Origin of the sequence: Enterococcus sp. DIV2419 (assembly GCF_051711865.1) — a bacterium.
Lineage (GTDB): Bacteria > Bacillota > Bacilli > Lactobacillales > Enterococcaceae > Enterococcus > Enterococcus faecalis.
Genome location: NZ_JBIONS010000001.1, coordinates 1,604,317 through 1,631,147, shown reverse-complemented (window position 1 = coordinate 1,631,147; position 26,831 = coordinate 1,604,317). Strand labels below are relative to the sequence as shown.

General features: G+C 38.2%; 28 protein-coding genes and 1 riboswitch. Of the genes, 26 read left to right on the top strand and 2 right to left on the bottom strand.

The window, feature by feature from the left end; all coding sequences use genetic code 11:
* The first annotated feature begins 176 nt into the window (after window positions 1–176).
* The 7 genes from IGI97_RS07660 to IGI97_RS07630 all read left to right on the top strand — a co-directional run bounded on the left by IGI97_RS07660 (window position 177) and on the right by IGI97_RS07630 (window position 6,944).
* Entirely contained in the window at window positions 177–1,106 is a 930-nt protein-coding gene (locus tag IGI97_RS07660; RefSeq protein WP_002357629.1) for an alpha/beta hydrolase, read from the top strand.
* A gap of 168 nt (window positions 1,107–1,274) precedes the next feature.
* A complete protein-coding gene (gene xerD / locus IGI97_RS07655; RefSeq protein ID WP_002360354.1) occupies window positions 1,275–2,165 on the top strand; it encodes a site-specific tyrosine recombinase XerD in 891 nt (296 codons plus the stop codon).
* A gap of 64 nt (window positions 2,166–2,229) precedes the next feature.
* Window positions 2,230–3,024, top strand: a complete 795-nt coding sequence (locus IGI97_RS07650; protein ID WP_002390627.1) for a segregation/condensation protein A — start codon at window positions 2,230–2,232, stop codon at window positions 3,022–3,024.
* Entirely contained in the window at window positions 3,021–3,626 is a 606-nt protein-coding gene (gene scpB / locus IGI97_RS07645) for an SMC-Scp complex subunit ScpB (RefSeq protein ID WP_002357625.1), read from the top strand. The genes IGI97_RS07650 and scpB overlap by 4 nt, the downstream gene beginning before the upstream one ends.
* A gap of 3 nt (window positions 3,627–3,629) precedes the next feature.
* Window positions 3,630–4,346, top strand: coding sequence for a pseudouridine synthase (locus IGI97_RS07640; RefSeq protein WP_002357624.1), 717 nt, complete (start codon window positions 3,630–3,632; stop codon window positions 4,344–4,346).
* Between the two features lie 154 nt (window positions 4,347–4,500).
* A riboswitch (FMN riboswitch) is annotated at window positions 4,501–4,620 on the top strand.
* Between the two features lie 71 nt (window positions 4,621–4,691).
* Entirely contained in the window at window positions 4,692–5,357 is a 666-nt protein-coding gene (locus tag IGI97_RS07635; protein ID WP_002384530.1) for an ECF transporter S component, read from the top strand.
* Between the two features lie 255 nt (window positions 5,358–5,612).
* On the top strand, window positions 5,613–6,944 hold the full coding sequence (locus tag IGI97_RS07630; protein ID WP_002398763.1) for a zinc ribbon domain-containing protein: 1,332 nt from the start codon (window positions 5,613–5,615) through the stop codon (window positions 6,942–6,944).
* Window positions 6,945–6,966: 22 nt separating this feature from the next.
* Here IGI97_RS07630 and IGI97_RS07625 read toward each other — a convergent pair whose 3' ends face one another.
* Window positions 6,967–7,185, bottom strand: a complete 219-nt coding sequence (locus IGI97_RS07625) for a ferredoxin (protein ID WP_002357617.1) — start codon at window positions 7,183–7,185, stop codon at window positions 6,967–6,969.
* Window positions 7,186–7,220: 35 nt separating this feature from the next.
* On the opposite strand from IGI97_RS07625, the gene IGI97_RS07620 reads away from it, so the two are divergent.
* The 10 genes from IGI97_RS07620 to IGI97_RS07575 all read left to right on the top strand — a co-directional run bounded on the left by IGI97_RS07620 (window position 7,221) and on the right by IGI97_RS07575 (window position 17,819).
* A complete protein-coding gene (locus IGI97_RS07620; protein WP_002357615.1) occupies window positions 7,221–8,255 on the top strand; it encodes a helix-turn-helix domain-containing protein in 1,035 nt (344 codons plus the stop codon).
* Window positions 8,256–9,698: a RecQ family ATP-dependent DNA helicase gene (locus tag IGI97_RS07615; protein WP_002385918.1), complete on the top strand. Its 1,443-nt coding sequence runs from the start codon at window positions 8,256–8,258 to the stop codon at window positions 9,696–9,698.
* Window positions 9,699–9,773: 75 nt separating this feature from the next.
* Window positions 9,774–10,409, top strand: a complete 636-nt coding sequence (locus IGI97_RS07610) for a LysM peptidoglycan-binding domain-containing protein (protein WP_104844494.1) — start codon at window positions 9,774–9,776, stop codon at window positions 10,407–10,409.
* 235 nt (window positions 10,410–10,644) lie between these two features.
* Window positions 10,645–11,325, top strand: a complete 681-nt coding sequence (gene cmk, locus IGI97_RS07605) for a (d)CMP kinase (RefSeq protein WP_002357612.1) — start codon at window positions 10,645–10,647, stop codon at window positions 11,323–11,325.
* Between the two features lie 113 nt (window positions 11,326–11,438).
* Window positions 11,439–12,650 (top strand): 30S ribosomal protein S1, encoded by a 1,212-nt coding sequence (rpsA, locus tag IGI97_RS07600; protein ID WP_002357611.1) that lies wholly within the window; start codon window positions 11,439–11,441, stop codon window positions 12,648–12,650.
* Between the two features lie 173 nt (window positions 12,651–12,823).
* Complete coding sequence (der, locus tag IGI97_RS07595; protein ID WP_002357608.1) at window positions 12,824–14,134, top strand: ribosome biogenesis GTPase Der; 1,311 nt, start codon at window positions 12,824–12,826, stop codon at window positions 14,132–14,134.
* A 247-nt stretch (window positions 14,135–14,381) separates the two neighbouring features.
* Window positions 14,382–14,657: an HU family DNA-binding protein gene (locus IGI97_RS07590; RefSeq protein WP_002357604.1), complete on the top strand. Its 276-nt coding sequence runs from the start codon at window positions 14,382–14,384 to the stop codon at window positions 14,655–14,657.
* 306 nt (window positions 14,658–14,963) lie between these two features.
* Window positions 14,964–16,004, top strand: coding sequence for a hypothetical protein (locus tag IGI97_RS07585; RefSeq protein ID WP_002357600.1), 1,041 nt, complete (start codon window positions 14,964–14,966; stop codon window positions 16,002–16,004).
* 9 nt (window positions 16,005–16,013) lie between these two features.
* On the top strand, window positions 16,014–17,270 hold the full coding sequence (locus IGI97_RS07580) for a tetratricopeptide repeat protein (protein WP_438738339.1): 1,257 nt from the start codon (window positions 16,014–16,016) through the stop codon (window positions 17,268–17,270).
* 9 nt (window positions 17,271–17,279) lie between these two features.
* Complete coding sequence (locus IGI97_RS07575) at window positions 17,280–17,819, top strand: ReoY family proteolytic degradation factor (protein WP_002360333.1); 540 nt, start codon at window positions 17,280–17,282, stop codon at window positions 17,817–17,819.
* A 37-nt stretch (window positions 17,820–17,856) separates the two neighbouring features.
* On the opposite strand, the gene IGI97_RS07570 is transcribed toward IGI97_RS07575, so the two are convergent.
* The gene (locus IGI97_RS07570) at window positions 17,857–18,741 is read right to left on the bottom strand and encodes a YitT family protein (protein WP_002357595.1); all 885 of its coding nucleotides are present in this window, start codon (window positions 18,739–18,741) and stop codon (window positions 17,857–17,859) included.
* A gap of 123 nt (window positions 18,742–18,864) precedes the next feature.
* Here IGI97_RS07570 and IGI97_RS07565 point away from each other — a divergent pair, with 123 nt between their 5' ends.
* The 9 genes from IGI97_RS07565 to aroC all read left to right on the top strand — a co-directional run bounded on the left by IGI97_RS07565 (window position 18,865) and on the right by aroC (window position 26,806).
* On the top strand, window positions 18,865–19,215 hold the full coding sequence (locus tag IGI97_RS07565) for a nucleotide pyrophosphohydrolase (protein ID WP_002363944.1): 351 nt from the start codon (window positions 18,865–18,867) through the stop codon (window positions 19,213–19,215).
* Window positions 19,208–19,987 carry a 4-hydroxy-tetrahydrodipicolinate reductase gene (dapB, locus tag IGI97_RS07560; RefSeq protein WP_002357591.1) on the top strand — a complete coding sequence of 260 codons (780 nt, stop codon included), beginning with the start codon at window positions 19,208–19,210 and terminating at the stop codon, window positions 19,985–19,987. The genes IGI97_RS07565 and dapB overlap by 8 nt, the downstream gene beginning before the upstream one ends.
* Window positions 19,984–21,204 (top strand): CCA tRNA nucleotidyltransferase, encoded by a 1,221-nt coding sequence (locus tag IGI97_RS07555; protein WP_002365655.1) that lies wholly within the window; start codon window positions 19,984–19,986, stop codon window positions 21,202–21,204. The genes dapB and IGI97_RS07555 overlap by 4 nt, the downstream gene beginning before the upstream one ends.
* Window positions 21,204–21,578: a thioesterase family protein gene (locus IGI97_RS07550; protein ID WP_438738337.1), complete on the top strand. Its 375-nt coding sequence runs from the start codon at window positions 21,204–21,206 to the stop codon at window positions 21,576–21,578. Before IGI97_RS07555 ends, IGI97_RS07550 begins: the two co-directional genes overlap by 1 nt.
* Window positions 21,579–21,667: 89 nt before the next feature.
* Window positions 21,668–22,123: a hypothetical protein gene (locus tag IGI97_RS07545; RefSeq protein WP_002357586.1), complete on the top strand. Its 456-nt coding sequence runs from the start codon at window positions 21,668–21,670 to the stop codon at window positions 22,121–22,123.
* Window positions 22,124–22,610: 487 nt separating this feature from the next.
* Window positions 22,611–23,477, top strand: a complete 867-nt coding sequence (gene aroE, locus IGI97_RS07540) for a shikimate dehydrogenase (protein WP_002369402.1) — start codon at window positions 22,611–22,613, stop codon at window positions 23,475–23,477.
* 36 nt (window positions 23,478–23,513) lie between these two features.
* The gene (gene aroF, locus IGI97_RS07535; RefSeq protein ID WP_002363948.1) at window positions 23,514–24,539 is read left to right on the top strand and encodes a 3-deoxy-7-phosphoheptulonate synthase; all 1,026 of its coding nucleotides are present in this window, start codon (window positions 23,514–23,516) and stop codon (window positions 24,537–24,539) included.
* Window positions 24,540–24,561: 22 nt separating this feature from the next.
* A complete protein-coding gene (gene aroB / locus IGI97_RS07530; protein ID WP_438738335.1) occupies window positions 24,562–25,638 on the top strand; it encodes a 3-dehydroquinate synthase in 1,077 nt (358 codons plus the stop codon).
* Between the two features lies 1 nt (window position 25,639).
* Entirely contained in the window at window positions 25,640–26,806 is a 1,167-nt protein-coding gene (gene aroC, locus IGI97_RS07525) for a chorismate synthase (RefSeq protein WP_438738333.1), read from the top strand.
* Window positions 26,807–26,831: the final 25 nt, after the last annotated feature.

Here is a 26,831-nt window from a genome sequence, read left to right as displayed (position 1 = left end):
ATAGATAAGTGGAGCATAGCGCAAAAGGTAACATTTTTGTGCTATGCTTTTTTGTCGCAACAAAATTGTCCCATTGTAGTGGTAAAGAAAGATGGCTGAATCTTTGAATGGTAGTTGTCAAAAAAAGGGCGACAACTTATAATGAATCATACAGTTTAAATAAAAGGAGTACGTAGATGAATCGATGGTTAAAAATTTTGATTGCGCTTATTGTAGTAATTGCAATTGGTTTAATTGCGGCAGGCTTATATTTTTATAATTATGCAGTAGTTCCAGGAAAGAAAGACTTTATAAATGAGAATACCCCAGGGTCAAAAGTGGTCCAGACACCTGAAGGCGCGTGGTTTAAAGATGACAAAAATCGACAAGAATGGTCAATTACTTCAGAAGATGGGCTACGTCTAAAGGCTATTTATTTACCAGCCGACAAAAAAAGTAATCGTACCGTTATTATGGCGCATGGTTATATGGGTTCGGCAGAAACGATGTCTGTTTTTGCGAAAATGTATCATGATTGGGGCTACAATGTGTTAGCGCCAGATGCGCGTGGTCACGGGAAAAGTCAAGGAGATTATATTGGGTTCGGCTGGCCTGATCGTAAAGATTATGTCCAATGGATTGAGAAAGTTTTAACCGAAAATGGTCAGCAAGAACAAATCACTTTATACGGTGTCAGTATGGGTGCTGCTACAGTCATGATGACGAGCGGGGAAAAATTACCAGATAACGTGAAAGCCATTGTGGAAGATTGTGGCTATTCTACAGTCAATCAGGAGTTGCAATATCAATTGAAAGAGCTTTTCAATTTACCAAGTTTCCCATTAGTTAATGTTACTAGCGGGATTACGAAACTTAGAGCTGGCTATTTCTTTGGGGAAGCAAGCGCTGTTAAACAATTACAAAAGAATCATTTACCAATGCTCTTTATTCATGGTGAAAATGATACGTTTGTGCCGTTTAGTATGTTAGACGAAGTTTATAATGCAACCCAAGGACCTAAAGAGAAATATGTCGTGCCTGGAGCAGAGCATGCGAAAGCTTATAATAAAAACCCAGAAAAATATAAGGAAACAGTAGCTGCTTTTCTAGATAAATATATAAAATAACAAATTTATTCTTTACTAATAGTAGCAAAAACAAAAGACTTGTTCTTAAGTTAACGACTTAGTGAACAAGTCTTTTGTTGTCAGTTGATTTTTTTTAATAAGTTGGAATTTACCCATGCAATCTAGGGCATAATCTGATAGGATAGTACTAGAAATGAGGGAAGGATAATGGAAGAACAATTAGTCGATTATTTACACTATTTACAAATAGAGCGGGGCTTATCAAATAACACACGACGGAGTTACGAACGAGATTTAAAAAAATACGTAGCCTTTTTACAAGAACAAGGCTTGCATTCTTGGGACGAAGTTGACCGTTACATGATTACAGAATTTTTGCAATCCCTTCACGAAGAACAGCAAGCTTCAGCAAGTGTGATTCGGATGATTTCTAGTTTGAGAGGATTTCATCAATTTTTACGTCAAGAACGCTTAAGCGAACATAATCCGATGCAACATATTGACTCCCCCAAGAAAGTTCAAAAATTGCCAAGTACATTATCTGTTGACGAAGTGACTCGATTAATTGAAACGCCTGATACAAGTAAACCACTAGGTATGCGGAATCGTGCTATTTTAGAAGTGATGTATGCAACGGGCCTGCGAGTTAGTGAACTAATTGAAATAAAATTAGGGGATCTGCATTTATCCATTGGTTTATTGCAAACAATCGGAAAAGGGGACAAAGAACGAATTATTCCTTTAGGCGATTATGCGATTCAATGGATTGAGCGCTATATGAACGAAGCCAGACCTCAATTGATTAAAAATCATCCGAATGAAACACACCTATTCGTTAACCATCATGGCGAACCGTTATCTAGACAGGGCATTTGGAAAAATTTAAAACAGATTGTCCGAGAAGCCCAGATAGAGAAAAATATTACGCCGCATACATTACGGCATAGCTTTGCGACACATTTGTTGGAAAATGGCGCAGACCTTAGAATCGTGCAAGAATTATTAGGACATGCAGATATCTCCACGACACAAATTTATACACATATTACCAAACAACGAATGGCAGATGTTTATAAGGAACATTTTCCTCGGGCTTAATTTGCGAGAATGCCCACAAACGAATAAATTTATGGTAAACTAGGAAGTCGAGAAAAGAAAGTAGGTGTCGTTTTTGCAAGAAATTAATTTAAAACTAGATGTCTTTGAAGGACCACTGGATCTTCTACTACATTTAATTCAAAAATTAGAAATCGATATCTATGACATTCCCATTACAGCAGTAACTGAACAATACATGTCTTATATTCATGCGATGCAAACCTTAGAGTTAGAAGTCGCTGGAGAATATCTAGTCATGGCTGCCACCTTAATGGCTATTAAAAGTCAGATGTTGCTTCCAAAACAAGAGCTTGAAATCATTGATGATGAAGATTTTTTTGAAGAGGAAGACCCACGGGAAGCTTTAGTAGCTCAGTTATTGGAGTATCGGAAATTTAAATATGCAGCGACTGTTTTACATGAAAAAGAAGAAGAACGTAAACTCTATTATACAAAAGAACCAATGGATATGGATGATTATAAAGAGGAAGATACAACACTACCGCCTAATCAAATTAATACAATTGATTTATTTCTAGCCTTTCATGCCATGTTAGAAAAGAAAAAAAATCGCCAGCCTGTTGAAACAACTGTTGCTAGTGACGATGTTTCCATCGAAGAAAAAATCACCGCTATTTCAGAACGTATGCGTCAAGTACAGAAAGGGAAGGCAGTGTCGTTTGATTCTTTCTTCGATTCTTATTCCAAACAAGAAATTGTGACAACGTTCATGGCTCTTTTAGAATTAATGAAAACGGGCGTGATTTATGCTGAACAAGAAAATAATTATAGTGAAATTTTGTTATTTAATACAGAAACCCAGCAGGAAGATACAACAGAGGTGGAGGAAACACAGTGACATTAGTTAGTCAAATTGAAGCAATTTTATTTGTGGTTGGCGAAGAAGGAATTGGCTTGGAAGAGCTGGCGTACTTATTAGAGAAGTCAACAGCAAAAACCTATGAAGAATTAACGAAATTGAAAGAACATTATGCTTCTGACAATAAATCGGCGTTAAATATTTTAGAAGTCGGCAATCATTTTGTCTTAACAACTAAGAAAAAATATGCCTCATTACTAAAAAAATATGCGCAATCGCCTATGTCGAACGCCTTATCACAAGCGGCGCTAGAAACATTATCCATTATTGCTTATAAGCAACCAATTTCGCGTATTGAAATTGATGAAATTCGTGGCGTACAGACTTCTGGCTCTATCCAAAAGTTAGTTGCCCGTCAGTTGATAGAAGAAAAAGGCCGCGTCGATGGTCCTGGTAGAGCGATTTTGTATGGCACAACGAAGTATTTTATGGATTACTTTGGGTTGAAAAGTTTAGATGAATTACCAGATATCCAACAAATGGAAGATGAATTAGAAGAAGAACTACCAATGGATCTATTTTTTGATCGTTATCAAGAAACGAACCCAATGTCTGAAACAACAGAAGGCGAGGAAGCTTAAACAATGGAAAGATTACAAAAAGCAATTGCTCATGCTGGGGTGACTTCGCGTCGCAAAGCAGAGGAATTAATTGTCAAAGGCCGCGTAAAAGTCAATGGCCAAGTGGTCAAAGAATTAGGAACGCAAGTAAGTAAACAAGATACTGTTGAGGTTGATGGTGTACCAATTTATCAAGAAGAATATGGTTATTATTTATTCTATAAACCAAGAGGGGTTATTTCTGCGGTGTCTGACGATAAAGGCCGTAAAGTAGTAACGGATTATTTTACAGATGTTACTGAGCGAATTTATCCAGTCGGTCGTCTGGATTATGATACTTCTGGGTTGTTACTTTTAACGAATGATGGAAGTTTTTCACAAAAATTAACCCATCCTAAACATGAAGTAGATAAAGTCTACGTAGCAAAAATTAAAGGTGTACCTACTAAACGGGATCTATTGCCATTAGCCAAAGGCATTCGCATTGATGGCAAACGCACAGCACCAGCCAATTTTCAAATTCTTTCAGCGGATATTAAAACAGGTAGCAGTGTCGTGGAATTAACGATTCATGAAGGACGTAATCATCAAGTGAAGAAAATGTTTCAAGCTGTTGGTTTCCCTGTTCAAAAATTAAAACGTGAACGTTACGGTGAGTTGACCTTACAAGGTTTGCGACCAGGGCAATATCGTGATTTAACTAAAAAAGAAATCAGTCAATTATTAAATCAAGCTAAATAAGATAAAATGACTCGATCTCTTCGCGCTTATGGCGAAGGGATTGTTTTTTTTTTTGAGAAATGAAACAATCAATGAAATTTAATAAAAAAGCTTAGTTAGTTGCATTCATTGTTCAAATGGGTTACACTAAGTAAGTAAAAAAATATAATACAAGGTTCGTCTTCAGGGGCAGGGTGTAATTCCCGACCGGTGGTTATAGTCCACGACTCGTTTTTAACGATTGAATTGGTGTAATTCCAATACCGACAGTATAGTCTGGATAAAGAAGATAGGGCTTATTTGAGACGCTTTTTCATCAGATAATCCTACTCTATTTTTCCCTGCAGAAAAATAGGGTTTTTTTGTATGACAAAGAAGCGAATCAAAAAGTTCGTTGAAGATGGGTCCTTAATTGGAGGATTTCAGATGAACAACAAGGTACAAAAAATGGTCAGCATTGCAATGTTGGCCGCAATCGGTACAGTATTACAATTTGTGGCATTTCCGATTATGCCGGCGTTTAGTTTTTTGAAAATCGATTTTAGTGATATTCCGATTTTACTCGGAATGTTCTTGTACGGACCGTTAGCAGGAGTAATTACTGCTTTTGTTCGTTCGTTGCTACACCTGTTCTTAACCGGACTAGCACCGCAAAATATGGTGGGAGATTTCGCTAGCTTTTTAGCAAGTAGTATCTTCACCTTGCCAATTTTTTATTTCTTTGGTAAAAAGAAAAATATCCGTACAAATCGGATAGTGGGCCTAGTAAGTGGGATCTTAGCCTTGACGATTTTCATGAGTATTGCGAATTATTTTGTCATTACACCAGTTTACTTACAATTATATGGTGTGACCACACAACAATTTTTAGGAACATCTTTAGCAAGCTATGTGGCGATTGGTATTGTGCCATTCAACCTTATTAAAGGCCTCTTAGTCAGTGGTGTTTTTCTAGTACTACATGCGAAGTTATTGCCATGGCTATCAAAAAAACAACATACTATTCAGAAAAAAACACCGTTAACAAAATAAATGATAAAAAACCTGCTGTTGAACAATGTTTGACAGTGGGTTTTTAAAATTTACGCCTAAAAGAAAAGAGGTTGTCATAATCTGTCATCATTCTGTTAAAAAATACTAAACCATCTGCATTGTAATTTTAACTTTCCCTTGGTATGATAGAAATCATTAAAGAAAGAGGAGTTTTCCTGAGTGAAAAAGTGTAAAAATTGTCGTCATGTGAATCGTGATACGGAGTCCTTTTGTGAAGAATGCGGCGCTCCGCTAATGAATGAATCAATGCATCAAGAGGAAAACCAAGCACAACCATCAATGAATAAAGGGAACGAATCTACTCCTCTCAGATCAAAAAGAAGCTGGATCTGGGTGTTTCTTTTTGTGTTCATCGTTCTTGGAGCGGGTAGCTATTTTCTCGGGACGCATTATTTTTCTAAGGAACAACAAATTTCTCATTTTATTGAAGCGATTGAGAATGGTGATGCCCAAGAATTAAGTAAAAAAATGAGGACGAACGAGTCTGAATTTCAAGTGAATCCGCAAAGCATTAAGCCTTTAATCACTTATTATCAAAAAAATCCAACTGAGCTAAAAAAATTAGAAAAAGCGCTATTAAAGGATAAAAAGCTACATGGTTTAACTATTCGTGAAACAAGTCAAACAGCATTTTTCTTTCACCGTTATCAATTCATTTTAACGCCTGTTTCTGTTCAGTTAACGACGAATCAGCGCGGTGTGACGCTGGCAATGAACGGGCGGGAAGTGGGCACTTCCGACTCAACCACTTATCAAAAGGAATTGGGACCCTTAGCGCCAGGACAATATACCTTTACAGCCACAGTGAAAGATAGCACCGGTGAACCTGTTATCACAGAAGAGTATCGTTTATTAGAAGAGGAAAATTATATTTCTAGTATTCCTTTAGATTTTAAACGAATGAATTTTGTTGTGGAAAGCAATCTGCCAGACGCAGATATTTATATTAATGATCGGAAAGTTGGTACGCTAACGAATGGAAGCAAAACGATTGGCCCTTTGTTCTGGTCCAAAGGGATGACGATTCAACTTAAAAAGACGATTAATGGAGAAGAAATTCAAACATCAAAAGAAACGATTGGTGAAAATGATTTTGTCGAAGCGCTCTCCGATAATCCAACGCTACAATTGAATTTTCCGTTAGCTAGCGACTATGATGCCCGCAAAGCGCTAGAAACCTTTTATCAAGCATTTGCCAAACAAGTGAAAAGTCATACGGATAGTACAGAATTTGCTAAAAAATATCTCGTTGGTGGGGAAAATAATCCTCAATTTCCTTCTTTTATAGAATCACTTGAACGATTACGTGAAAAGAAATCGACCGATGTTTCACCAGATTTTGAAGTGACCATTAATACGCTACAATTGGATGGTAAAGAAAATTACCATGTCAATTATTATTTAGAAGCTAAAAATTCTAAAGCAAAAGAAAATGGTCTTCGTTATGAATGGATCAATGGCCTAAATGATCAAATTCATCTAGTCAAAGAACCGCTAAAAGAAGGACAATTACAGTTTGTTTCGATAGATGAACAAACACTTGCTTGGCTCGAAAAAATACTCTAAGCAAAAATGAGTGCTAAATTATTTAGCACTCATTTTTGCTTATTTCTATTGCACGCGTGGGACATTTGCGGTACGCTTTTAACACATTCTCGCGTTCGTTTTCTGGAATAAATTGTTGTCGAGCATGCGGCTCGTCTTTAAAAAGGACAATCCCATGATCATCATAATCAAATATATTGGGCGCATAAACTTGACAAAGTCCACAAGCAATACATTTTTCAGGAACTAAACGTGATTGCATAAACAGTGACACATCCTATCTAAAAGAGGTTTACTATGGAAGCAACTTTTATTTTAGCGTTATTATCTCATGGATACAAGGTACGTGCATCAACTTTGTATCATCTTTTAAAAGGCAAACGGACTAGTTCTGTTTTGATTTATGGTTTTTTATATGATTGTTTACGGTTCATTGGCTGGTGGCCAACGATTTCCGAACAAGCCTTTTTTCAATTTCTTGAAAAACTTTCGAAGGCGAAACAAATTCAGTATCACAAAGAGACAAATGAAATTCAACTAACAAAAGAAGGGCAACTATTTTTAAAGGAGCACCATTTTTCGTTGCTGGATTATCCTGCAATTGATCTTTATCGTTTTGGCAGAAGTGATCGAGAAAGTTGGCAACTCATTCAATTTGCCGTGCAAGTGACTTCGTATTTATCATTTGAGGAAAAACAGTATATTCCACTTTTATCAACACCGATTCCGCAACTATATTTGAAACGATGGTTACAACAAGACAAGAAAGAGCAGCGCGTTCAATCAATCAAAGAAGAACTGTTGCGAGGGTTTGAGTTACTACCTGAAGCAGAAAGCGACTATTTGGTTGCGCAACTTTCTGGTTATCAGCAAACTGGCAAAGTTCCTCAGCAATTAACAAGCCATAAGACAGCTCTTGAACAGCGTTTGTGGCACACGCAAGCGGTTCATCATTTACTGCAGTTGATAATGTACGGAGGAAACTATCCTGCTTTACAAACGCTTGTATGGCCGTATCTAGAAAAAAATCTAAACCAAAGTATGCAAGAAACCCAACGATTGTTAACGGAAGGCAAGACGCTTCAAGAAATTGCTGAGCAGCGAAAAATAAAACCGAGTACCATTCATGACCATCTATTAGAGTTGGCTATTCAAGGGCAGCTGCAGGCGTCTGTTTATCTTGAAAAGGAGGCAATGCTCCAAAAATTGGCTCAAATAGAACAAGATCCGCGGTTGTGGGTGTATCGGGATTGGCGAGCGCAAGAAGCGACGCTTTCTTATTTAGATTTCCGCTTATATCAAATCCAACAAATTTGGCAAGAAAAGGAGTGAGTGTTGTTGACATTAGAACAAGAATTATTCACTCGATTTGGTTATGCAGCGTTTAAGCCTGGTCAAAAAGAAGTGATTACAAACTTACTTGACGGTATGAATACATTGGCTGTTTTGCCAACAGGCACCGGTAAATCATTGTGTTATCAATTTGTGGGCCAGAAGTTAGAGGGACTAACGGTAATTGTTTCTCCTTTACTTTCGTTAATGGAAGATCAGGTGCGTCAATTACAAAGACAAGGAATTAAAGGTGCGGTTGCCTTAAACAGTACGTTACAGTATTCAGAAAAGCGTTATATTTTAGCGAAAATGTTCCAATATGATTATCTGTTTTTAAGCCCAGAAATGCTTTTGCAGCAAGAAGTACTTAGTGTGTTACAACGCCAAAAAATTGCATTATTTGTGGTGGATGAAGCCCATTGTGTTTATCAGTGGGGCGTCGATTTTCGCCCTGAATATAGTAAATTAGATCTGGTCCAAAAACAGCTAGACTTTCCTTTGACCTTGGCGTTAACTGCCACAGCGACACCCGTTGTACAGCACGCAATTATAAAACAATTATTTTCTCATGGTAGCTATCAAGAAGTTCTTTCTTCAGTGAATCGAAAAAATATTGGCTTGTTCGTGAAGGAAACGTTAGAAAAAGAAGAAGTATTACTAGATTACTTATCTAAAACGGCTGGTAAAATCATTATCTATTGCGCCACGCGCAACAAAACAGAACAAATCAGTCAACTTATTCAGGCGAAAACCAGTTTTAAGGTAGCCTATTATCATGGGGGCTTGGAGGCTAGTGAACGTAGTCGCTTGCAAGAACAATTTATTGATAATCAAATCGATATTCTTTGTGCAACGAATGCTTTTGGGATGGGAATCGACAAACCTGATGTTCGTGGAGTGATTCATTTTGATTTGCCTGATAGCTTAGAAAATTACCTGCAAGAAATCGGGCGAGCTGGACGTGATGGTCAAAAAAGTTGGGCGCTATTATTGTATAAAAAAGGGGATGAATTTATTCATCGGTTTTTCTTAGAAGAGACAAGAGCGAATCGAGCGACATTAAAATCGCTGATTGAAGGAGAAGAACAAGCAGGTTTGTTAGAAAATGCCACCGAGTTACAACAAAAATGGGTTCAAGGCTATTTAGCCAAGGATTATTCTTTTGAAGAGCTAGAGCATCGTTTAGAGGAGAAAGAAAAAGATCGTCAAGCGCAATTAAGAGGGATGCTGACGTATATTGAAACCACAACCTGTCGAAGAACGTTGATTCAAACTTATTTTCAAGAACCGATTGTCAAACAATCACCGGAAACTTGTTGTGATAATTGTGCGTTATTCTTTGACATTTACCAAGATTCAATAGTAAAATCGAACAAGACCAGCAATCAAAATGAAGGAGGTTGGCGTTCTAAATTTCTAAAATTATTTAAAGAACGTGATTAATTCATTTTTTTAGTCGGCAGTTGGCAAAAGCTATGATATAATAACAAGCGAGAGAAGTTTAGGAGGAAATTAGCAGTGAGTAAAAAGGACAAAAAGAAAAACCAAGCTCGTGAGCCATGGGAACAATCAATTTATGAACCTGATCAAAATGGTGGTGGTTCTCGTTTAGCAAAACGCCAACAGCAACGAGGAAATTCATTATTTCTAACTGTTTTAGTTATTTTGCTATTATTAATTATTGCCATTCCAATTGGGACTTTCTTATGGATGATGCAAGACAAGAAACCGAACGAAAGTGCTAGCAAAAATAGCCAGCCATCTTCTTCATTAGTCCAATCATCATCAAAAGAGAAGAAAAAAGAAAGTACGTCAAAATCAGTGGAAAGCTCAGAACCAGCAAGCAGCCAACCAGCTGAAAATACAACACCTTCAAGTTCTGATGCTGCTGCACAGCAACAACAGGACCAACAAGCACAACAGCAACAACAACAGCAACAACAACAACAACAAGAGCAGCAACAACAAGAAGCTCAAAATCAACAACAGCAACAAGCGCAGAACCAACAACCTGTTTATGATACCGTTCAAAGTGGCGAAGGGGCACGTCAAGTTGCCGAACGTAACGGAATGACATTAGAACAAATTTTAGCGTTAAATCCTGGGATTGATACATCTGTGTTTTATCCAGGACAACCATTACGTATTAAATAATCCAGAAAAAGAGGTTTGGACAGCACTTTCAAGGCTAAACCGCGACGAATGATTACATGAGAATGCCAATAAGCAGAAATTTCCGAAAGATGTTTTGCGTCTTTCGAGGGATTTCGGCTTATTGCTTTTTCGTTAGAAACTCGTCATCAGTTTAAATCCAAGTTCTTTTCTTCTGATTTTAATATAAAAGAAGAAGCGCATTTTAAAGGATGCATATCAGTTAAGGAGTTTTTTCATGGGGAAAATCAGTATTGCTATTGACGGACCAGCTTCGTCAGGCAAAAGTACAGTTGCAAAAATTTTAGCAAAACAATTGAATTATGTGTATTGTGACACGGGGGCCATGTACCGAGCGATTACGTATTTGGCCTTGCAAAATCAAATCGACATTCAAGCGGAAGAGCCATTAGTAGCGCTTTGTGTCAACCACACTATTTCTTTTCAGCAAGCAGAGAATGGCCAACGTGTTTTTATCGATGGTCATGAAGTGACCGAAGCGATTCGCCAGCCAGATGTAACGAATGCTGTTTCAGCTGTTTCAAAACATGCAAAAGTTAGAGAAGAAATGGTGGCGTTACAACAGAAAATTGGTCAAGCCGGCGGAGTTGTCATGGATGGTCGAGATATTGGTACTGCAGTTCTACCAAAGGCCGAAGTAAAGATATTCTTGGTGGCTAGCGTTGAAGAACGTGCAGAACGTCGTTTTAAAGAAAATCAAGAAAAAGGGATTGAGACGGATTTTGAAACCTTGAAGGCGGAGATTGAACGTCGGGATTATTTAGATTCAACCAGAGAAGTATCACCCCTTGTCCAAGCAAGTGATGCTGTGAAAATCGATACAACAGGGTTGACGATTGAAGAAGTCGTCGCCGCCATACAAAATGTGATTAAACAAAAAGGTTTTGAACTTTTTTAAAGAATTTTAAGAAAAATAGAAGAAATCGCTTTATTTTTTTACAAAAATCTCGTACTATGTAAGTATATATAGCTAAGTTTTGGAATTTTTGTTGGCATAGGAGGATAAGAGGCATGACAGATTTTGAAGACAAACAAGTAGCAAACAACGAAACAATGGAAGATGCAATGAACAGCGTTCAAGAAGTCAGTGTTGGCGATATTGTTAAAGGCGAAGTTTTAGCCATTGAAGACAAACAAGTTGTTGTCGGCATTGAAGGAGCGGGCGTTGAAGGCGTTGTTCCTGCAAAGGAATTATCGACTTTACCAGTTGAAGATGTACACGAACTTGTGAAAGTCGGTGATGTGTTAGATTTAGTTGTTATCACATCAATTGGCAAAGATAAAGAAAACGGCAGTTATTTACTGTCAAAACGCCGTTTAGATGCTAAAAAAGTTTGGGAAGAAATTGAACAAGATTTCCAAGCGGGCAAAGTAATCGAAGCACCTGTTACAAATGTTGTTAAAGGTGGTTTGGTTGTTGATGTTGGTGTTCGCGGATTTGTTCCTGCCTCAATGGTTGAAGATCATTTTGTTGCAGATTTTTCTGAATATAAAGGTCAAACACTAGCATTTAAAATTATTGAAATCGAACCTTCAGAAAACCGCTTAATTCTTTCACATAAAGCAGTTGTTGAAGCTGAAAAAGAATCGAAAAAAGAAGAATTACTTTCTTCTTTACATGACGGAGACGTTGTTGAAGGGAAAGTAGCTCGTTTAACAGATTTCGGCGCATTCATTGATTTAGGTGGCGTGGATGGTTTAGTTCATGTTTCTGAAATTGCTCATCAGCATGTGGGCAAACCAAGTGATGCGTTAACTGTTGGCGAAGACGTTCAAGTAAAAATTCTTTCAATTAATCCAGATGAAGGACGTATTTCTTTATCTATTAAAGAAACATTGCCTGGACCATGGACAGATATCGAAACAAAAGCAGCCGCTGGGACTGTTTTAGATGGCACAGTAAAACGCCTAACAAGCTTCGGTGCCTTTGTGGAAGTTTTCCCTGGTGTGGAAGGATTAGTGCATATTTCTCAAATTTCTCACAAGCATATTGCAACGCCTCATGAAGTCCTTCATGAAGGGGATCAAGTACAAGTGAAAGTTTTAGAAGTTAATCCAGAGGAACATCGTATTGCTTTAAGTATCAAAGCGTTAGAACCAAAACCTGAGTCTCAAGAAGAACCAAAAGAAGAACAGGAATATGAATTGCCTGAAGAAAATACTGGTTTTACCATGGGCGATATTTTAGGTGACGCTTTATCTGACGCGAAAGAAGAGGAATAACCCGTTACTTTCTTGAAATTTATGAGTTTGACATAGCCGTAAACAGATCGGCTATGTCAAACTCATTTTTTCTTGAATTGGTTAGAAAATCAGCAGAAACTAAAACTTTTCTTGCACTTTAAGGTTTGATTAGGTAAACTAGTAAGGATTGAAATTCTCAAGGAGGGAATCAAATGGCAAATCCAACTATTGCGATTGTCGGTAGACCGAATGTCGGTAAATCGACTATTTTTAACCGCATTGCCGGTGAGCGTATCTCGATTGTAGAAGATACTCCTGGCGTAACACGCGACCGTATTTATACAACTGGAGAATGGTTAGGGCGTGAATTTAGTATTATTGATACCGGTGGGATTGATTTAGGTGACGAACCATTTATGGATCAAATCAAACACCAAGCAGAAATTGCGATTGATGAAGCAGATGTGATTATCTTTGTTGCTAGTGGTCGTGAAGGAATTACTGATGCAGATGAGTTAGTAGCAAAAATTTTATATCGTAGTAATAAACCAGTGATCTTAGCTGTTAATAAAGTTGACAATCCTGAAATGCGTAATGATATTTATGAATTTTATGCTTTAGGACTAGGGGATCCTTTCCCAGTTTCTGGTAGTCATGGTTTAGGCATTGGCGATGTGTTAGACGAAGCAGTTAAACATTTTCCTAACACTTCAGAAGAAGAGGACGAAGATACAATTAAATTCAGTTTAATCGGGCGTCCAAATGTCGGTAAATCATCATTGATTAATGCTATTCTTGGTGAGGATCGCGTGATTGTTTCAGATATTGAAGGAACAACGCGAGATGCAATCGATACGTATTTTGAATCTGAAGAAGGTCAAAAGTTCTTAATGATTGATACGGCTGGTATGCGTAAACGTGGGAAAGTATACGAATCAACTGAAAAATATAGCGTCATGCGCGCAATGCGGGCGATTGAACGCTCAGACATTGTTTTAATGGTCTTGAATGCAGAAGAAGGTATTCGTGAGCAAGACAAGCGTGTGGCGGGCTATGCCCATGAAGCAGGTCGCGGTATTATTATCGTGGTCAACAAATGGGATACAGTCAAAAAAGATACAAATACAATGCGTGATTTTGAAGCGGAAATTCGTGATGAATTCCAATATTTAGATTATGCACCCATTATTTTTGTGTCTGCATTAACCAAACAACGTTTAAACAAACTGCCTGAACTAATTGAAACAGTAAGTATGAATCAAAACTTACGGATTCCTTCAGCGTTGTTAAATGACGTTGTAATGGATGCTGTAGCAATTAATCCAACACCAACCGATAAAGGAAAACGTTTGAAGATTTTTTATGCAACACAAGTGGCAGTCAAACCACCTACATTTGTTATTTTTGTCAACGAAGAAGAACTAATGCACTTTTCTTATGCCCGGTTTTTAGAAAATCAAATCAGAAAAGCATTTACGTTTGAGGGCACGCCAATTAAAATCATTCCGCGACGCCGAAAATAGTGCATTCTACCATACTTTTTTTAGATATTCAAATAAATTTATCAACTTTGAGAAAAAATGATTATTTTTTGAAAAAACTGGTTAAAATACACTAAAAACCTTGCTATTACAACTTTCTTATGCTATCTTGTTAACAGAATATTGAACCAGATCAATATTTGCTGTCTGTTTTTGGACCACTCAAAAATAGACGGAACTTTAGGTGTGTAAAAACATCGTATCTCTTATAGAGGAGGTGAAATGATCCATGGCAAATAAAGCAGAATTAATCGAAAACGTTGCATCTTCAACTGGTTTAACTAAAAAAGATGCTACTGCAGCAGTAGACGCTGTCTTTTCAACAATTCAAGAAACTCTTGCTAAAGGTGAAAAAGTTCAATTAATCGGTTTTGGTAACTTTGAAGTTCGCGAACGCGCAGCTCGTAAAGGACGTAACCCACAAACTGGACAAGAAATTCAAATCGCTGCAAGCAAAGTACCTGCATTCAAACCAGGTAAAGCATTGAAAGATGCAGTGAAATAAGACAGACAATTAGAACCCTTGGTTTCCAAGGGTTCTTTTTTGAATCATACATAAAAAATGTTATTTTAAGAGGTGGTCGAAACAGTACGCTAAAAGGCTAAATTGTAACGAACCTTAGGTGAGAAAAACGTGCTTCGCTCCGAGAATCAAGCGGGAACGGTTCGACACTCGCTCCTTGCTTTTTTGATAAAAAGAGAAAGATTTATGAATGAAGGACAAAAATAAGTTGTTGCCAGTAGCTGTTTTTTAGTGGTTATGCTAGACTTGGGGTGAAGGAAGAGGAAACAGTCTTAAGGTGGTGAATCAATGAAATACAACTATTCTAGAGGGGAAAACAAGGTCGCTATTATTTATGGAGAAACATTTGCTTCCGTCCTAAAAAAACGACCAGTAACGACGGAGTCAATCGTTGTTTTGGCGAATCAGCGTTACTATGATCTTTTTTCGGAGAAGATTAATTATGCCTTTGGGGAACAGTTGGGATTAAACTGGTATATTTGTCGCAATGATGTTCATTGCAATGACTTATCAGAATTAGAAAGTGTGTTACGTTTCTTAGCTGATTGGCCAGAAAATCAGGATGTTTTATTGATTGGTTTAGGTAATGAAGGGGTACTACAATTAACCGCATTTTTGCACCAAGTAAGTAAGTGTTCCTCCAAATGTTGGCTGATGCCTGTGTCTGTTCAAGCGTTACGGCAAGGACTTTTACCAAGTGTCACAATTCAGCAAGCACAGCATGCAACTATGCATATAGAAAATCATTCAGAAGAAATTTTGTTTGATAGTACCTTGACCAATAAAAAAGGTGCCGCTCCTTTAATTGATTTGCTCGTTTTTATTCGAGCGGGTCTTGTCTGTGATTATACTTATTTACAAATGTTATACCAAACGTATCCAGATAAAAAACGGTTGAATCAAACGTCATTTAATGGTATTTTAGACGAGTTGTTATCTTTGTATGAACAAGCAGGGGAAAAAGTGGATCAATTTGGCCGAGTTTTTGAAGCGGCCTTTGCTACAACCGAAAATGGCCATTTGTTATCAGGTCCCATGAAACGATTATTGGGATTATTGTTACAAGTTTTATGGAGCCAGCAAGTCAATCACTTTGACTTTCAATTTAAAAATTTTATCGTTTGGTTTATTCGCTTAGGTTTTCCGGTGGCGTTTCCAAAAGAAATTTTAAGTGCTGATTACGCAGAACAAGTCTTGGCTCACACAGAAACACTAGGTCCTCCTATGGTGTTGGAAAAAATCGGTCAGCTAGGAGCAGCTTTAAAGCCAACGCCCGATCAACTGTTAACAACGATTGAAAGATACCAAGAAATTTTAAAAGAGATTTGAGGGGAAATTATGTCATATAGTGAAAAAATGGTTCAAGCATTACAAGCTGAAAATTTAGCAGAAGCACAGTTAATGTTTGAAGAAGCATTAAAGAAAGATGATGAAAATACCTTAGCTGATTTAGGGGAAACGTTATTATCTTTAGGTTTTCTAGAAGAAGCCAAACAAATTTTCCAACAATTGTTGGAACAATTTCCCGATGCAGATGGCTTAAACATTCCATTAGCAGAAATCGCCATTGAAAATAATGAAATAGATGACGCATTCATCTATTTAGAAAAAATTCCAGAAACTAGTGACAGTTATATCCAAAGTCTCTTAGTCACTGCGGATTTGTACCAAGTTTTAGGGATTCCAGAAGTCAGTGAAGCGAAATTAAAAGAAGCAGCCAATCTTATGCCAGAAGAGCCGTTAATTCAATTTGCTTTGGGAGAACTATATTTTACAAATGGTCAATTTGTCGAGGCTATTACTCGTTATCAAAGCATTGTAGAAAGCGGGACAGCGCAAATCTCTGCTATTTCCTTGAATGAACGCTTAGGAAGTAGTTACAGCATGTTAGGTGATTTTGAAGAAGCAGTTCCTTATTTGGAAGCCGCGGTCAAAGAAGAACAAACAGACGATCGTTTATTCCAGTTAGCTTTCACTTATTTACAGTTACATGAGAATCAAAAAGCCATTGCGTTGTTCCAGCAATTAAAAACACTAAACCCACATTATCAATCACTTTATCTATATTTAGCGGAAGCGCTCCAAGAAGAAGAGCAATTAGAGGAAGCAAAAGCGGTGATCGAAGAAGGAATTGCGGAAAACCCCTTCCAAGTAGAGTTATACCAATTTGCCTCTGAAAATGCCTATCGCTTACACGATATTGCTGGTGCTGAAAACTGGTTGTTAAAAGCTTTGGAATTAGGTGAGAAAACAGATGAAAGTCGTTTGACCTTAAGTAATCTCTACATCACGGAAGAGCGTTTTGAGGAAGTAATTACTATCTTAAATGATTTAGAGGAAACGGATCATCCTTATGCTGAATGGAACTTAGCAAAAGCGTACAACGAATTAGAAGACTTTGCCTTCGCTAAAGTTCATTACGAACAAGCAGCGCAAGAATTGTCTCACGAACCAGAATTTCTAAAAGAATACGCATTGTTCTTACGAGAAGAAGGCGAACTTGAAAAAGCAAAACACTTGTTGCACCATTATTTGGAACATGAACCTGGTGATGTAGACATGCAATCTGTGCTAGCAGATATGGAAGAAAGATAGGAAACGACGATGTTTGTTAGTTTATCAGAAAAGAAAAAATTTTTAACTTGGTTAGTGAATACCGTGCCTTTTGGAAGAAGAGAAGTACTGTGGATTTTAAATTACTTATTAACGCATGATGCGATTTTAAATAATGTTCATTTTGTTGAGAACGTAGAGAAAACCGATCGGGGGATTCGTGTGGTAGCGGATGGTTTAGGTAAGGAGCCGTTATTGCTTTTTATCCAAGCACAAGAATTTACAGATCCGGAACAAATTTTTCATGAGATTCGAATGAATTGGCGGAAAGCTCTTTATTTAGAATGTGTATTTCCAGAGGCTTGGCAAACGAGCCAGTATTTATCTGTTTTAGAAGATAATCCGTTTGCGCCATGGAATGAACAAGTGGATCAAGAAGTTGCCAGAGCGATTGATCAATATTTTAAGCAAGAAGAACAAACGCAACGAATGGCATTACTTAAAGCTCAAATTGATGATGCTTTAGAAACAGGCAACAAAGAAGCGTTTTTAGAATTATCCGATGAATTAAATCGTTTGAAACAACAATAAATAAAACCCAGCATTTTCAATAAATGCTGGGTTTTATTTATTGTTTTAATTTAAAGCGCCGTTGTTTGCTGGGTTTTGCATAAGTAAAGCCTTCGCCAATTGCTTCATGTACGTTAATGATGGACACAAAGGCTTTTTCATCTATTTCATTAGCAATCCGTTTGACTTCCATTATTTCTCGAGGGCTGACTACCGTGTAGAGAACCCGTTTTTCCACTTGTGAATAAGCACCTTCACCATTTAAATATGTTACCCCGCGTTCTAAAGAAGCCATTAAACTTTGACCGATTTCTTCGGAATGATTGGAAACAATTAAAATTCCTTTCGCAGCATAGGCTCCATCGAGTACAGAATCAACAACACGACTGAAAACAAAGGACACAATTAAAGTATACATCATTCGTTTGACATCAATATAGGTCAACGAGAGGAGTAAGACTGCAACATCAAAAAGTAACAACGAGCGTCCCATGCTAATCCCAAAGTATTTTTCGAAAATGCGGGCAATGACGTCGGTCCCACCAGTGGTTCCGCCTACGCGGTAAACAAGGCCACTACCGAATCCTGCGGCCAAACCAGCTAAGAGAGCAGCAATCAATAAATCATGATCTAAATTAATTTCAACAGGAAATTTTTGCCAAAACCACAAAAATACCGATAACGACACGGTACCAATTAGCGTATAATAGAGGGAACGTTTGCCTAAAATTTTACCACCAATTAATAAGAGCGGAATATTGATTAATAATGTCGTATATGCTGGGTTAAAATGAAATAAGGCTCTTAAAATCAAAGTAATCCCCGTGACACCACCTTCGGCCAGGTCATTGGCAATATTGAAAGTAACCAAACCAAAGGCATAGATACAGCTTCCTAATACAATAAATAACACATCTTTAAAATAAAATCTTTGTTCTTCCATTTAATCACGTCCTTTTACAGTATAAACTGTATCATTCTCTATATAAAACAACAAGTAGAACCTTTCCAGATAGCCAAGTTTTTGATAAGATGTAGGAGGTAGAGTAAGAAAGGTTGGGGTAAAATGTCAGAATCAGAACAACGTAGTTTGCAATCGATGCAAACAGAAGTTGATGATTATATTCAACAGTTTAAAACAGGCTATTTTTCACCATTAGGACAAATGGCTCGTTTGACGGAAGAGGTCGGAGAATTAGCCCGTGAAGTCAATCATTATTATGGTGAAAAACAGAAAAAAGCAGACGAAAAACCAAAGACAGTATCAGAGGAACTTGGAGATGTCTTTTTTGTATTGATTAGCATGGCAAATTCTTTAGAGATTGATTTAACCGAAGTTTTTGAAGAAAATATGGCCAAATTTAACAAGCGGGATCGCTATCGCTTTGAAAGAAAGGATGGGAAAACACATGATTAAAATAATTGTCGCTGGGTTTAAAGGACGGATGGGCAGTACTGCTACACAAATGGTCTTAGAAACCGCAGACTTTGAATTAGTAGGTGTGTATGATCCTCATGAAGCACAAGAAACTGTTTCTTTCAATGATGAAACAGCAATTCCCGTTTTTCAGCGCTTAGAAGAAGTCCTAGCTGTCAAACCAGATGTTTGGATTGATTTTACGGTTCCTGAAGCCGCCTATCCAAATACACGTTTTGCGTTGGAACATGGTATGGCGCCAGTTGTTGGGACGACAGGCTTTACGGAGGAACAAATCAACGAATTGACAAACCTATCTCGAGAAAAAGCCATCGGCGGCTTAATTGCGCCAAATTTTGCAATTGGGGCAGTTTTAATGATGCAATTTGCCCAAAAAGCGGCACAGTATTTTCCGGATGTGGAAATCATTGAATTACATCATGATAACAAATTGGATGCACCGAGCGGAACGGCTATAAAAACTGCAGAAATGATTCAAGAAGTTCGGCCAGCAAAAAAACAAGGGAATCCGCAAGAGGTAGAATCAATACCAGGGGCACGCGGGGCTGATTTCGAGGGTCTGCGAATCCATAGTGTCCGCTTACCTGGTTTAGTGGCACACCAACAAGTCCAATTTGGCAGTGTAGGTGAAGGGCTCACTATTCGGCATGATTCTTATGATCGGCGTTCATTCATGACAGGAGTAGCGTTAGCTTGTCGGCAAGTGGTACAGAGAACAGAACTACTTTACGGATTGGAACAGATGCTATGAAATTGACAACTATTCCAAACGAATTTAAAGAAGCCGCTCCCGTTATTCGTGAAATCAATGCACAGGGCTTTGAAGCGTATTTTGTCGGGGGCAGCGTCCGTGATGCTTTATTAAATAAACCAATCCATGATGTCGATATTGCGACAAGTGCCTATCCAGAAGAGATTAAGCAAATTTTTAAACGAACCGTTGATGTGGGCATCGAACATGGCACAGTCCTTGTATTGATGGAAGACCAACAGTATGAAGTAACAACCTTTCGTACCGAGTCAACTTATCAAGACTTTCGTCGACCAGATGAAGTCACCTTTGTTCGCTCCTTGAAAGAAGACTTAAAACGGCGAGATTTTACGATTAATGCCTTGGCGCTCGACAGCACAGGCGAAATCATTGATTTATTTGATGGTATCGAAGATTTAACTAATCAAACCATTCGTGCTGTCGGTAATCCCCATGAGCGGTTTCATGAAGATGCTCTGCGAATGATGCGGGGCTTACGCTTTGCTAGCCAATTAGATTTTAAAATTGAAGAAAAAACCTTAGCCGCTATCGCTGAATTTCATCCTTTATTAGAAAAAATTTCAGTAGAACGCATTACGATTGAATTTGTAAAAATGCTTTTAGGGGTTAATCGACAAGGTGGCTTAGCTCCGTTTATTGAAACAGAATGCTATCAATATTGTCCCAAATTACGAGAACAAGGGGCTGGACTTTTTCGTTTAATGGACTTGCCTGCTCGTCAAATTGAAACAGAAGCAGAAGCGTGGACGTTACTTATTCAATCGTTGAATTTACCAGAAGCAGAAATTCGCTCCTTCTTAAAGGCTTGGAAACTTTCAAATCAATTAATTCAAAACGTTTCACAATTAGTACGCGGTTTGCGTTTTCGCTTGAGTAACGACTGGCAGCCAATGATGCTTTATGAATTAGGCGAAGAATCAGCAGTACTTGTTGAAAGGCTTTTATATTATTACCAACAAGAGAGTCAAGTACAAGTAACAAAAGAGTTAGTTAAGGCATTACCCATCCATCAAAGACATGAATTGGCCATAACAGGAAAAGACCTTTTAGCCGTCTTAGAAGAAACACCAGGCAAATGGTTAGGGGAACTGATTGCTGAAATCGAGCAACACGTTGTTGAAGGTAGCTTAGAGAATAAACAAGAAGTTCTGCTTTCGTTTGCCAAAAAACAACGTTCAAAAGGAGAGAAAGCATAATGCCAACAGAAATGTCTACAAAAGAATTCTTGGTGAAAGAATCACAAACGGCTAAAATGCTCGGTTCTGGTGACTTAGAAGTTTTAGGAACTCCTGCTTTAGCTGCCATGATTGAACAAACAGCCAAAGAAGCTGTGAAGGACCAATTATCAGTTGGGGAAACAACTGTCGGAACGGTGTTAGAATTACACCACTTATATCCATCTGCGGTAGGGGCGACAATCGTTGTTACGATGACCAGCATTGAACAGACTGCACACAAAATACGCTATGAATTTGTTGCTTATGAAGGAGAACGACAAATTGCCAAAGGTTCTCACCAACGTGCAGTAGTTGATATTGATTCTTTTTTAAAAAGAATAACAAAATATTAAGAATCTACAGCGAAAGTTTGTGACCGTTTATCAAAAGTATGGTAAACTAATAATGTAAGAAATTATTTTTAAGTAAGGAGATTTGTGCTATGGCTAGAGAAATGACAGGACTTAAATTTTATTTCAGAAATGGTGAAACTTGGACGATTGATCGTCGTTTTATTGGTGATTTATGGATCAAACATATTACAACAAGTTTTGGCCGTATCCATGGTAGTGAATTTGTTGAAATTCATCCATGTGAAGGGTTCAAAATTGAAATTTTCCAAGAAGGAGATCATGTTCAAACCCACGATATTAACTTAGGTGGCTTAGAATTAGGGATGTTCTCTCGTGCTTTAAAATATGAAGATATCGAACGTATGGAAATTCTTTACAAAAATGGCACACCAGATTTAGTTTATTTCCCTTACAAAGATAAAACAGATGAGGGCTTGGATAACATCTATCAATCTACAAAAGTCAGCGAAAAAACTAAAAACTTATACATTGTTATCGACCCAACACAAACAGTTGATGATGTATACGCTGAAGAATTAAAATAATTTTTGCTCCACAGGAATCAGTGAAATGACTGGTTCCTGTGGCTTTTTTAGTCTTTTGGCGAATAAAATAACATTGGTTTTAATGGAATAGTCGAAAAAATAAGCGAATAAGTGTTGACACATGTTTTTTCTAGCGGTATACTGTTAACAATTCTTAATTAAATCAGTTTTGGAGTGATTCTTATGACAACAACGAAGAAAAACCATACACAACTGAATAACTTTTACTTTAGCTATTTTAGATAGGTTTGTATTCATAACATTATGGGTACAGACAACAAACGTTTGTATCTATAATGGCTAGGGAAATTTAAGATGACTTTCAGCCATGTAGATTTAAGAAAATCTATAGTGGCTTTTATATTGCTTTTTTGTAGGGTATTCACTGTAGATTTTTCTTAAAATTTACTGTGAATATCCTTTTTGTTTGGCCAAAAATTAGGATTTCAGAAACTTACTAAAAAAATTTCGTAAAGGAGCACACAGGATGAAAGAAATAACTGGAGCTACTCGTTTAGCTGGGTTATTCGCGAAACCCAGCCAACACAGTATTTCACCGTTGATTCATAATACAGCATTTCAAAATTTAGGAGTTGATGCTCGGTATCTGGCGTTTGACGTTGGACAAGAGACATTGCCACAAGCAATTGAAGCGATTCGAACGTTTCACATGTTAGGGGCCAACTTATCAATGCCCAATAAAGTGGCGGCTGTAAGTTATATGGATGAACTAAGTCCTACCGCCCAACTGGTTGGCGCGATTAATACGATTGTCAACAAAGATGGAAAACTTTACGGAGACAGCACGGATGGTACTGGTTTTATGTGGAGTTTGAAAGAGAAAAAGGTTGACGTTTTTCAGAATAAAATGACCATCTTAGGAACAGGTGGTGCAGCTTTATCAATCATTGCCCAAGCTGCTTTAGATGGCGTGAAAGAAATCGCCGTTTACAACAGGAAAAGTGCGGGGTTTAACGACAGTCAAAAAAAACTGGCAAATTTCACTGAACGAACCAACTGTGTAATTCATTTAAACGATTTAGCGGATACTGAAAAACTAGCAAAAGATGTTGCTGAAAGCGTCTTGTTAGTTAATGCAACGAGTGTGGGTATGCATCCACATGCGCATAGTAGTCCTATAGAAAATTATGCAATGATTCAACCGAAGTTATTTGTGTATGATGCTATTTATAATCCCAGAGAAACACAGTTATTAAAAGAAGCCCGTTTACGTGGTGCAGAAACAAGCAACGGCTTGGACATGCTACTTTATCAAGGAGCTGCTGCTTTTGAACAATGGACAGGACAAAAAATGCCTGTATCAGTCGTAAAACGTAAAATTGAAAATAGATAAAAAGAGCGCCGTTTAAAGGCATGAGGAGAGAATATAATGATCGTAATTATGAAAGAAAATGCAACCGAAAAGCAAATGAAACAAGTTATTGATTTAGTAACAGGTGCAGGCTTAACTACTCAAACAAGTCAAGATAATGGAAAAACAGTGATAGGCTTGATTGGCGATACAGAAAAATTAGTTGAAGCAGAGTTAACAGCATTAGAAGGCGTGGAGAAAAGTGTCCGCATTTCGTTGTCTTACAAACTAACGAGTCGTTTATTTCATCCAGAGAATACAGTGGTTGATGTGAACGGTGTTAAAATCGGTGACGGCAGTATGACCATGATGGCGGGCCCTTGTTCAATCGAAAGCTTAGATCAGATTCGTGAATGTGCGCGAATTGCTAAAGCTGGCGGTGCAACAATTTTACGAGGTGGTGCATTCAAACCTAGAACGTCGCCATACGCTTTCCAAGGACTAGAAGAAGAAGGACTGAAATACATTCGTCAAGCGGCTGATGAATTAGATATGCAAGTCATTACAGAAGTGATGGATGAAGCGAATTTAGAACTTGTCGCAAAATACAGTGACATTTTACAAATCGGTGCGCGCAACATGCAAAATTTCAAGTTATTACAAGCGGTTGGTAAAACTGGAAAACCTATCGGCTTAAAACGCGGGATTGCTGGTACGATTGATGAATGGCTAAACGCAGCTGAATACATTGCTGCGCAAGGGAATTTCAATGTGATCTTCATTGAACGTGGGATTCGTACGTACGAAACTGCTACGCGCAATACACTTGATTTAAGTGCGGTGCCTTTAATTAAAAAATTAAGTCATTTTCCAATTATTGTTGATCCGAGTCATGGTGTTGGTATCTGGGATTTAGTACCGCCAATGGCCAGAGCAGGTGTTGCTTCAGGTGCGGACGGCTTGATTGTAGAAATTCACCCAGATCCAGCGAATGCGTGGTCAGATGGGCCACAATCCTTGAATGAAAAAACTTACCTACGTATGATGAAAGAAGTTCATATCATCGAAAAAGCAATGAAAGAAATTAATGCTTTAGAAGATTAGTAAAGACAGAGGAGTAGAGGACATGAAATTAACCGTAACGTTACCTACACATTCATATGATTTAACCATCGAAACAGGTGCCTTAGATAAAATTGGCACCTGGGTACGTAGCCTGTGGCAGCCACAACGGGTAGCGATTATTACCGATGAAACGGTGAATAAATTATATGGCGCAGCTGTTGAGAAAGAACTGCAAGCTGCTGGTTTTGAAACATCATTGATTGCTGTAGCGGCAGGTGAACAAAGTAAGAGCCTCGAAACAGCTCAGCTGCTTTATGATTTTTTAGCGGAACAGCAATTGACTCGAAGTGATGGTCTAATTGCTTTAGGTGGAGGCGTTGTGGGAGATCTAGCTGGATTTGTCGCTTCAACCTATATGCGCGGTATTCACTTTTTGCAAGTACCAACAACCTTACTGGCACAAGTAGATAGTAGCATTGGAGGTAAAACAGCGGTTAACACTAAAAAAGCCAAAAATCTTGTCGGTACTTTTGCCCAACCAGATGGGGTTTTAATTGATCCTAATACACTTAAAACATTAGAACCTAGACGTGTGCGTGAAGGAATTGCAGAAATTGTAAAATCAGCAGCTATCGCTGATGTTGAATTGTGGCACCGTTTATCCTCTTTGAAAAATGAACAAGATTTAGTGGCACATGCAGAAGAAATTATCACGGCCTGTTGCAAGATTAAACGTGATGTCGTCGAAGAAGATGAATTAGATTTGGGCTTACGTTTGATTCTGAATTTTGGGCATACGATTGGCCACGCATTAGAAAATACAGCTGGTTACGGGGTGATTGCTCACGGTGAAGGCGTTTCTTTAGGAATGATTCAAATAACTCAAGTCGCAGAACAACAAGGGCTTTCTCCACTTGGGACTACCCAAGAGTTGGTCACCATGCTAGAAAAGTTCGATTTACCAGTAACCACAGATCGTTGGTCAGAAGAACGTCTCTATCAAGCAATTACACATGATAAAAAAACACGTGGGGGACAGATTAAAATCATTGTCTTAGAAAAAATTGGTCAAGCGAAAATTGTCTCTTTACCAACGGAAGAAATTCGAGCATTTTTAAACAGAGAAGGAGGAATTTAAGATGCGCTTTATTACAGCAGGCGAATCACATGGACCTGAATTAACTGCTATTATTGAAGGATTACCAGCCGGCTTACCTTTAAGTAGCGAAGAGATTAACCGAGAATTAGCAAGACGTCAAGGCGGTTACGGTCGTGGGGGACGGATGAAAATTGAAAAAGACCAAGTACGTATTACTTCGGGCATTCGGCATGGTAAAACACTTGGCTCACCAGTAACGTTGATTGTCGAAAACAAAGACTGGAAAAATTGGACCTCCGTGATGTCAGTAGAGCCAGTTCCTGAAAAACAAAAGAAAATCCGCCGCGTCAGCAAACCACGTCCAGGACATGCTGATTTAGTTGGTGGCATGAAATATCAACATGATGATTTACGGAATGTTTTAGAACGGTCTTCGGCACGAGAAACAACGATGCGTGTGGCGATTGGTGCGGTTGCTAAAAAACTCTTAGCTGAACTGGATATCCAAGTCGCTGGGCATGTCGCGGTATTAGGCGGGATTGAAGCTGCGATTCCTGAAAATTTAACGATCCGTGAAATTCAAGAACGGTCTGAACAATCTGTCGTTCGCGTATTAGATCCTTCCGTAGAAGAAAAAATGAAAGAACTAATTGACCAAACCAAGAAAAATGGCGATACAATTGGTGGGGTAGTAGAAGTACTTGTGGGTGGCGTTCCAGCTGGCTTAGGTAGCTATGTTCAATGGGATCGTAAACTAGATGCCAAAATTGCGCAAGCTGTTGTAAGCATCAATGCTTTTAAAGGTGCTGAGTTTGGCATTGGATTTGAAATGGCGCAACGCCCTGGTAGTCAAGTGATGGACGAGATTGTTTGGGACGAAAGTACTGGTTATACCAGAACTTCCAACAATTTAGGCGGTTTTGAAGGAGGAATGACCAACGGAATGCCAATCATCGTTCGTGGTGTCATGAAACCTATTCCAACCCTTTATAAACCATTACAAAGCGTGAATATTGATACAAAAGAGCCTTATAAGGCCAGTGTTGAGCGCTCTGATAGCACGGCGGTACCGGCCGCTAGCGTTGTTTGTGAAGCCGTTGTTGCAACGGAAGTAGCAAAGGCTATGCTCGAAAAATTTGATAGTGACTCATTTGAACAAATGAAAGAAGCAGTGAAACGTTATCGCCTATATACTCAAAACTTTTAATGGAAGAAAGTCGCAAGTATATGGA

What these genes read in the sequence shown, in the direction of transcription:
- IGI97_RS07660 (WP_002357629.1), top strand. Translation starts at nt 177, where the DNA reads ATGAATCGATGGTTAAAAATTTTGATTGCGCTTATTGTAGTAATTGCA.
- xerD (WP_002360354.1), top strand. Translation starts at nt 1,275, where the DNA reads ATGGAAGAACAATTAGTCGATTATTTACACTATTTACAAATAGAGCGG.
- IGI97_RS07640 (WP_002357624.1), top strand. Translation starts at nt 3,630, where the DNA reads ATGGAAAGATTACAAAAAGCAATTGCTCATGCTGGGGTGACTTCGCGT.
- IGI97_RS07635 (WP_002384530.1), top strand. Translation starts at nt 4,692, where the DNA reads ATGACAAAGAAGCGAATCAAAAAGTTCGTTGAAGATGGGTCCTTAATT.
- IGI97_RS07630 (WP_002398763.1), top strand. Translation starts at nt 5,613, where the DNA reads ATGAATGAATCAATGCATCAAGAGGAAAACCAAGCACAACCATCAATG.
- IGI97_RS07625 (WP_002357617.1), bottom strand. Translation starts at nt 7,185, where the DNA reads ATGCAATCACGTTTAGTTCCTGAAAAATGTATTGCTTGTGGACTTTGT.
- IGI97_RS07620 (WP_002357615.1), top strand. Translation starts at nt 7,221, where the DNA reads ATGGAAGCAACTTTTATTTTAGCGTTATTATCTCATGGATACAAGGTA.
- cmk (WP_002357612.1), top strand. Translation starts at nt 10,645, where the DNA reads ATGGGGAAAATCAGTATTGCTATTGACGGACCAGCTTCGTCAGGCAAA.
- rpsA (WP_002357611.1), top strand. Translation starts at nt 11,439, where the DNA reads ATGACAGATTTTGAAGACAAACAAGTAGCAAACAACGAAACAATGGAA.
- der (WP_002357608.1), top strand. Translation starts at nt 12,824, where the DNA reads ATGGCAAATCCAACTATTGCGATTGTCGGTAGACCGAATGTCGGTAAA.
- IGI97_RS07590 (WP_002357604.1), top strand. Translation starts at nt 14,382, where the DNA reads ATGGCAAATAAAGCAGAATTAATCGAAAACGTTGCATCTTCAACTGGT.
- IGI97_RS07585 (WP_002357600.1), top strand. Translation starts at nt 14,964, where the DNA reads ATGAAATACAACTATTCTAGAGGGGAAAACAAGGTCGCTATTATTTAT.
- IGI97_RS07580 (WP_438738339.1), top strand. Translation starts at nt 16,014, where the DNA reads ATGTCATATAGTGAAAAAATGGTTCAAGCATTACAAGCTGAAAATTTA.
- IGI97_RS07575 (WP_002360333.1), top strand. Translation starts at nt 17,280, where the DNA reads ATGTTTGTTAGTTTATCAGAAAAGAAAAAATTTTTAACTTGGTTAGTG.
- IGI97_RS07570 (WP_002357595.1), bottom strand. Translation starts at nt 18,741, where the DNA reads ATGGAAGAACAAAGATTTTATTTTAAAGATGTGTTATTTATTGTATTA.
- IGI97_RS07565 (WP_002363944.1), top strand. Translation starts at nt 18,865, where the DNA reads ATGTCAGAATCAGAACAACGTAGTTTGCAATCGATGCAAACAGAAGTT.
- dapB (WP_002357591.1), top strand. Translation starts at nt 19,208, where the DNA reads ATGATTAAAATAATTGTCGCTGGGTTTAAAGGACGGATGGGCAGTACT.
- IGI97_RS07555 (WP_002365655.1), top strand. Translation starts at nt 19,984, where the DNA reads ATGAAATTGACAACTATTCCAAACGAATTTAAAGAAGCCGCTCCCGTT.
- IGI97_RS07550 (WP_438738337.1), top strand. Translation starts at nt 21,204, where the DNA reads ATGCCAACAGAAATGTCTACAAAAGAATTCTTGGTGAAAGAATCACAA.
- IGI97_RS07545 (WP_002357586.1), top strand. Translation starts at nt 21,668, where the DNA reads ATGGCTAGAGAAATGACAGGACTTAAATTTTATTTCAGAAATGGTGAA.
- aroE (WP_002369402.1), top strand. Translation starts at nt 22,611, where the DNA reads ATGAAAGAAATAACTGGAGCTACTCGTTTAGCTGGGTTATTCGCGAAA.
- aroF (WP_002363948.1), top strand. Translation starts at nt 23,514, where the DNA reads ATGATCGTAATTATGAAAGAAAATGCAACCGAAAAGCAAATGAAACAA.
- aroB (WP_438738335.1), top strand. Translation starts at nt 24,562, where the DNA reads ATGAAATTAACCGTAACGTTACCTACACATTCATATGATTTAACCATC.
- aroC (WP_438738333.1), top strand. Translation starts at nt 25,640, where the DNA reads ATGCGCTTTATTACAGCAGGCGAATCACATGGACCTGAATTAACTGCT.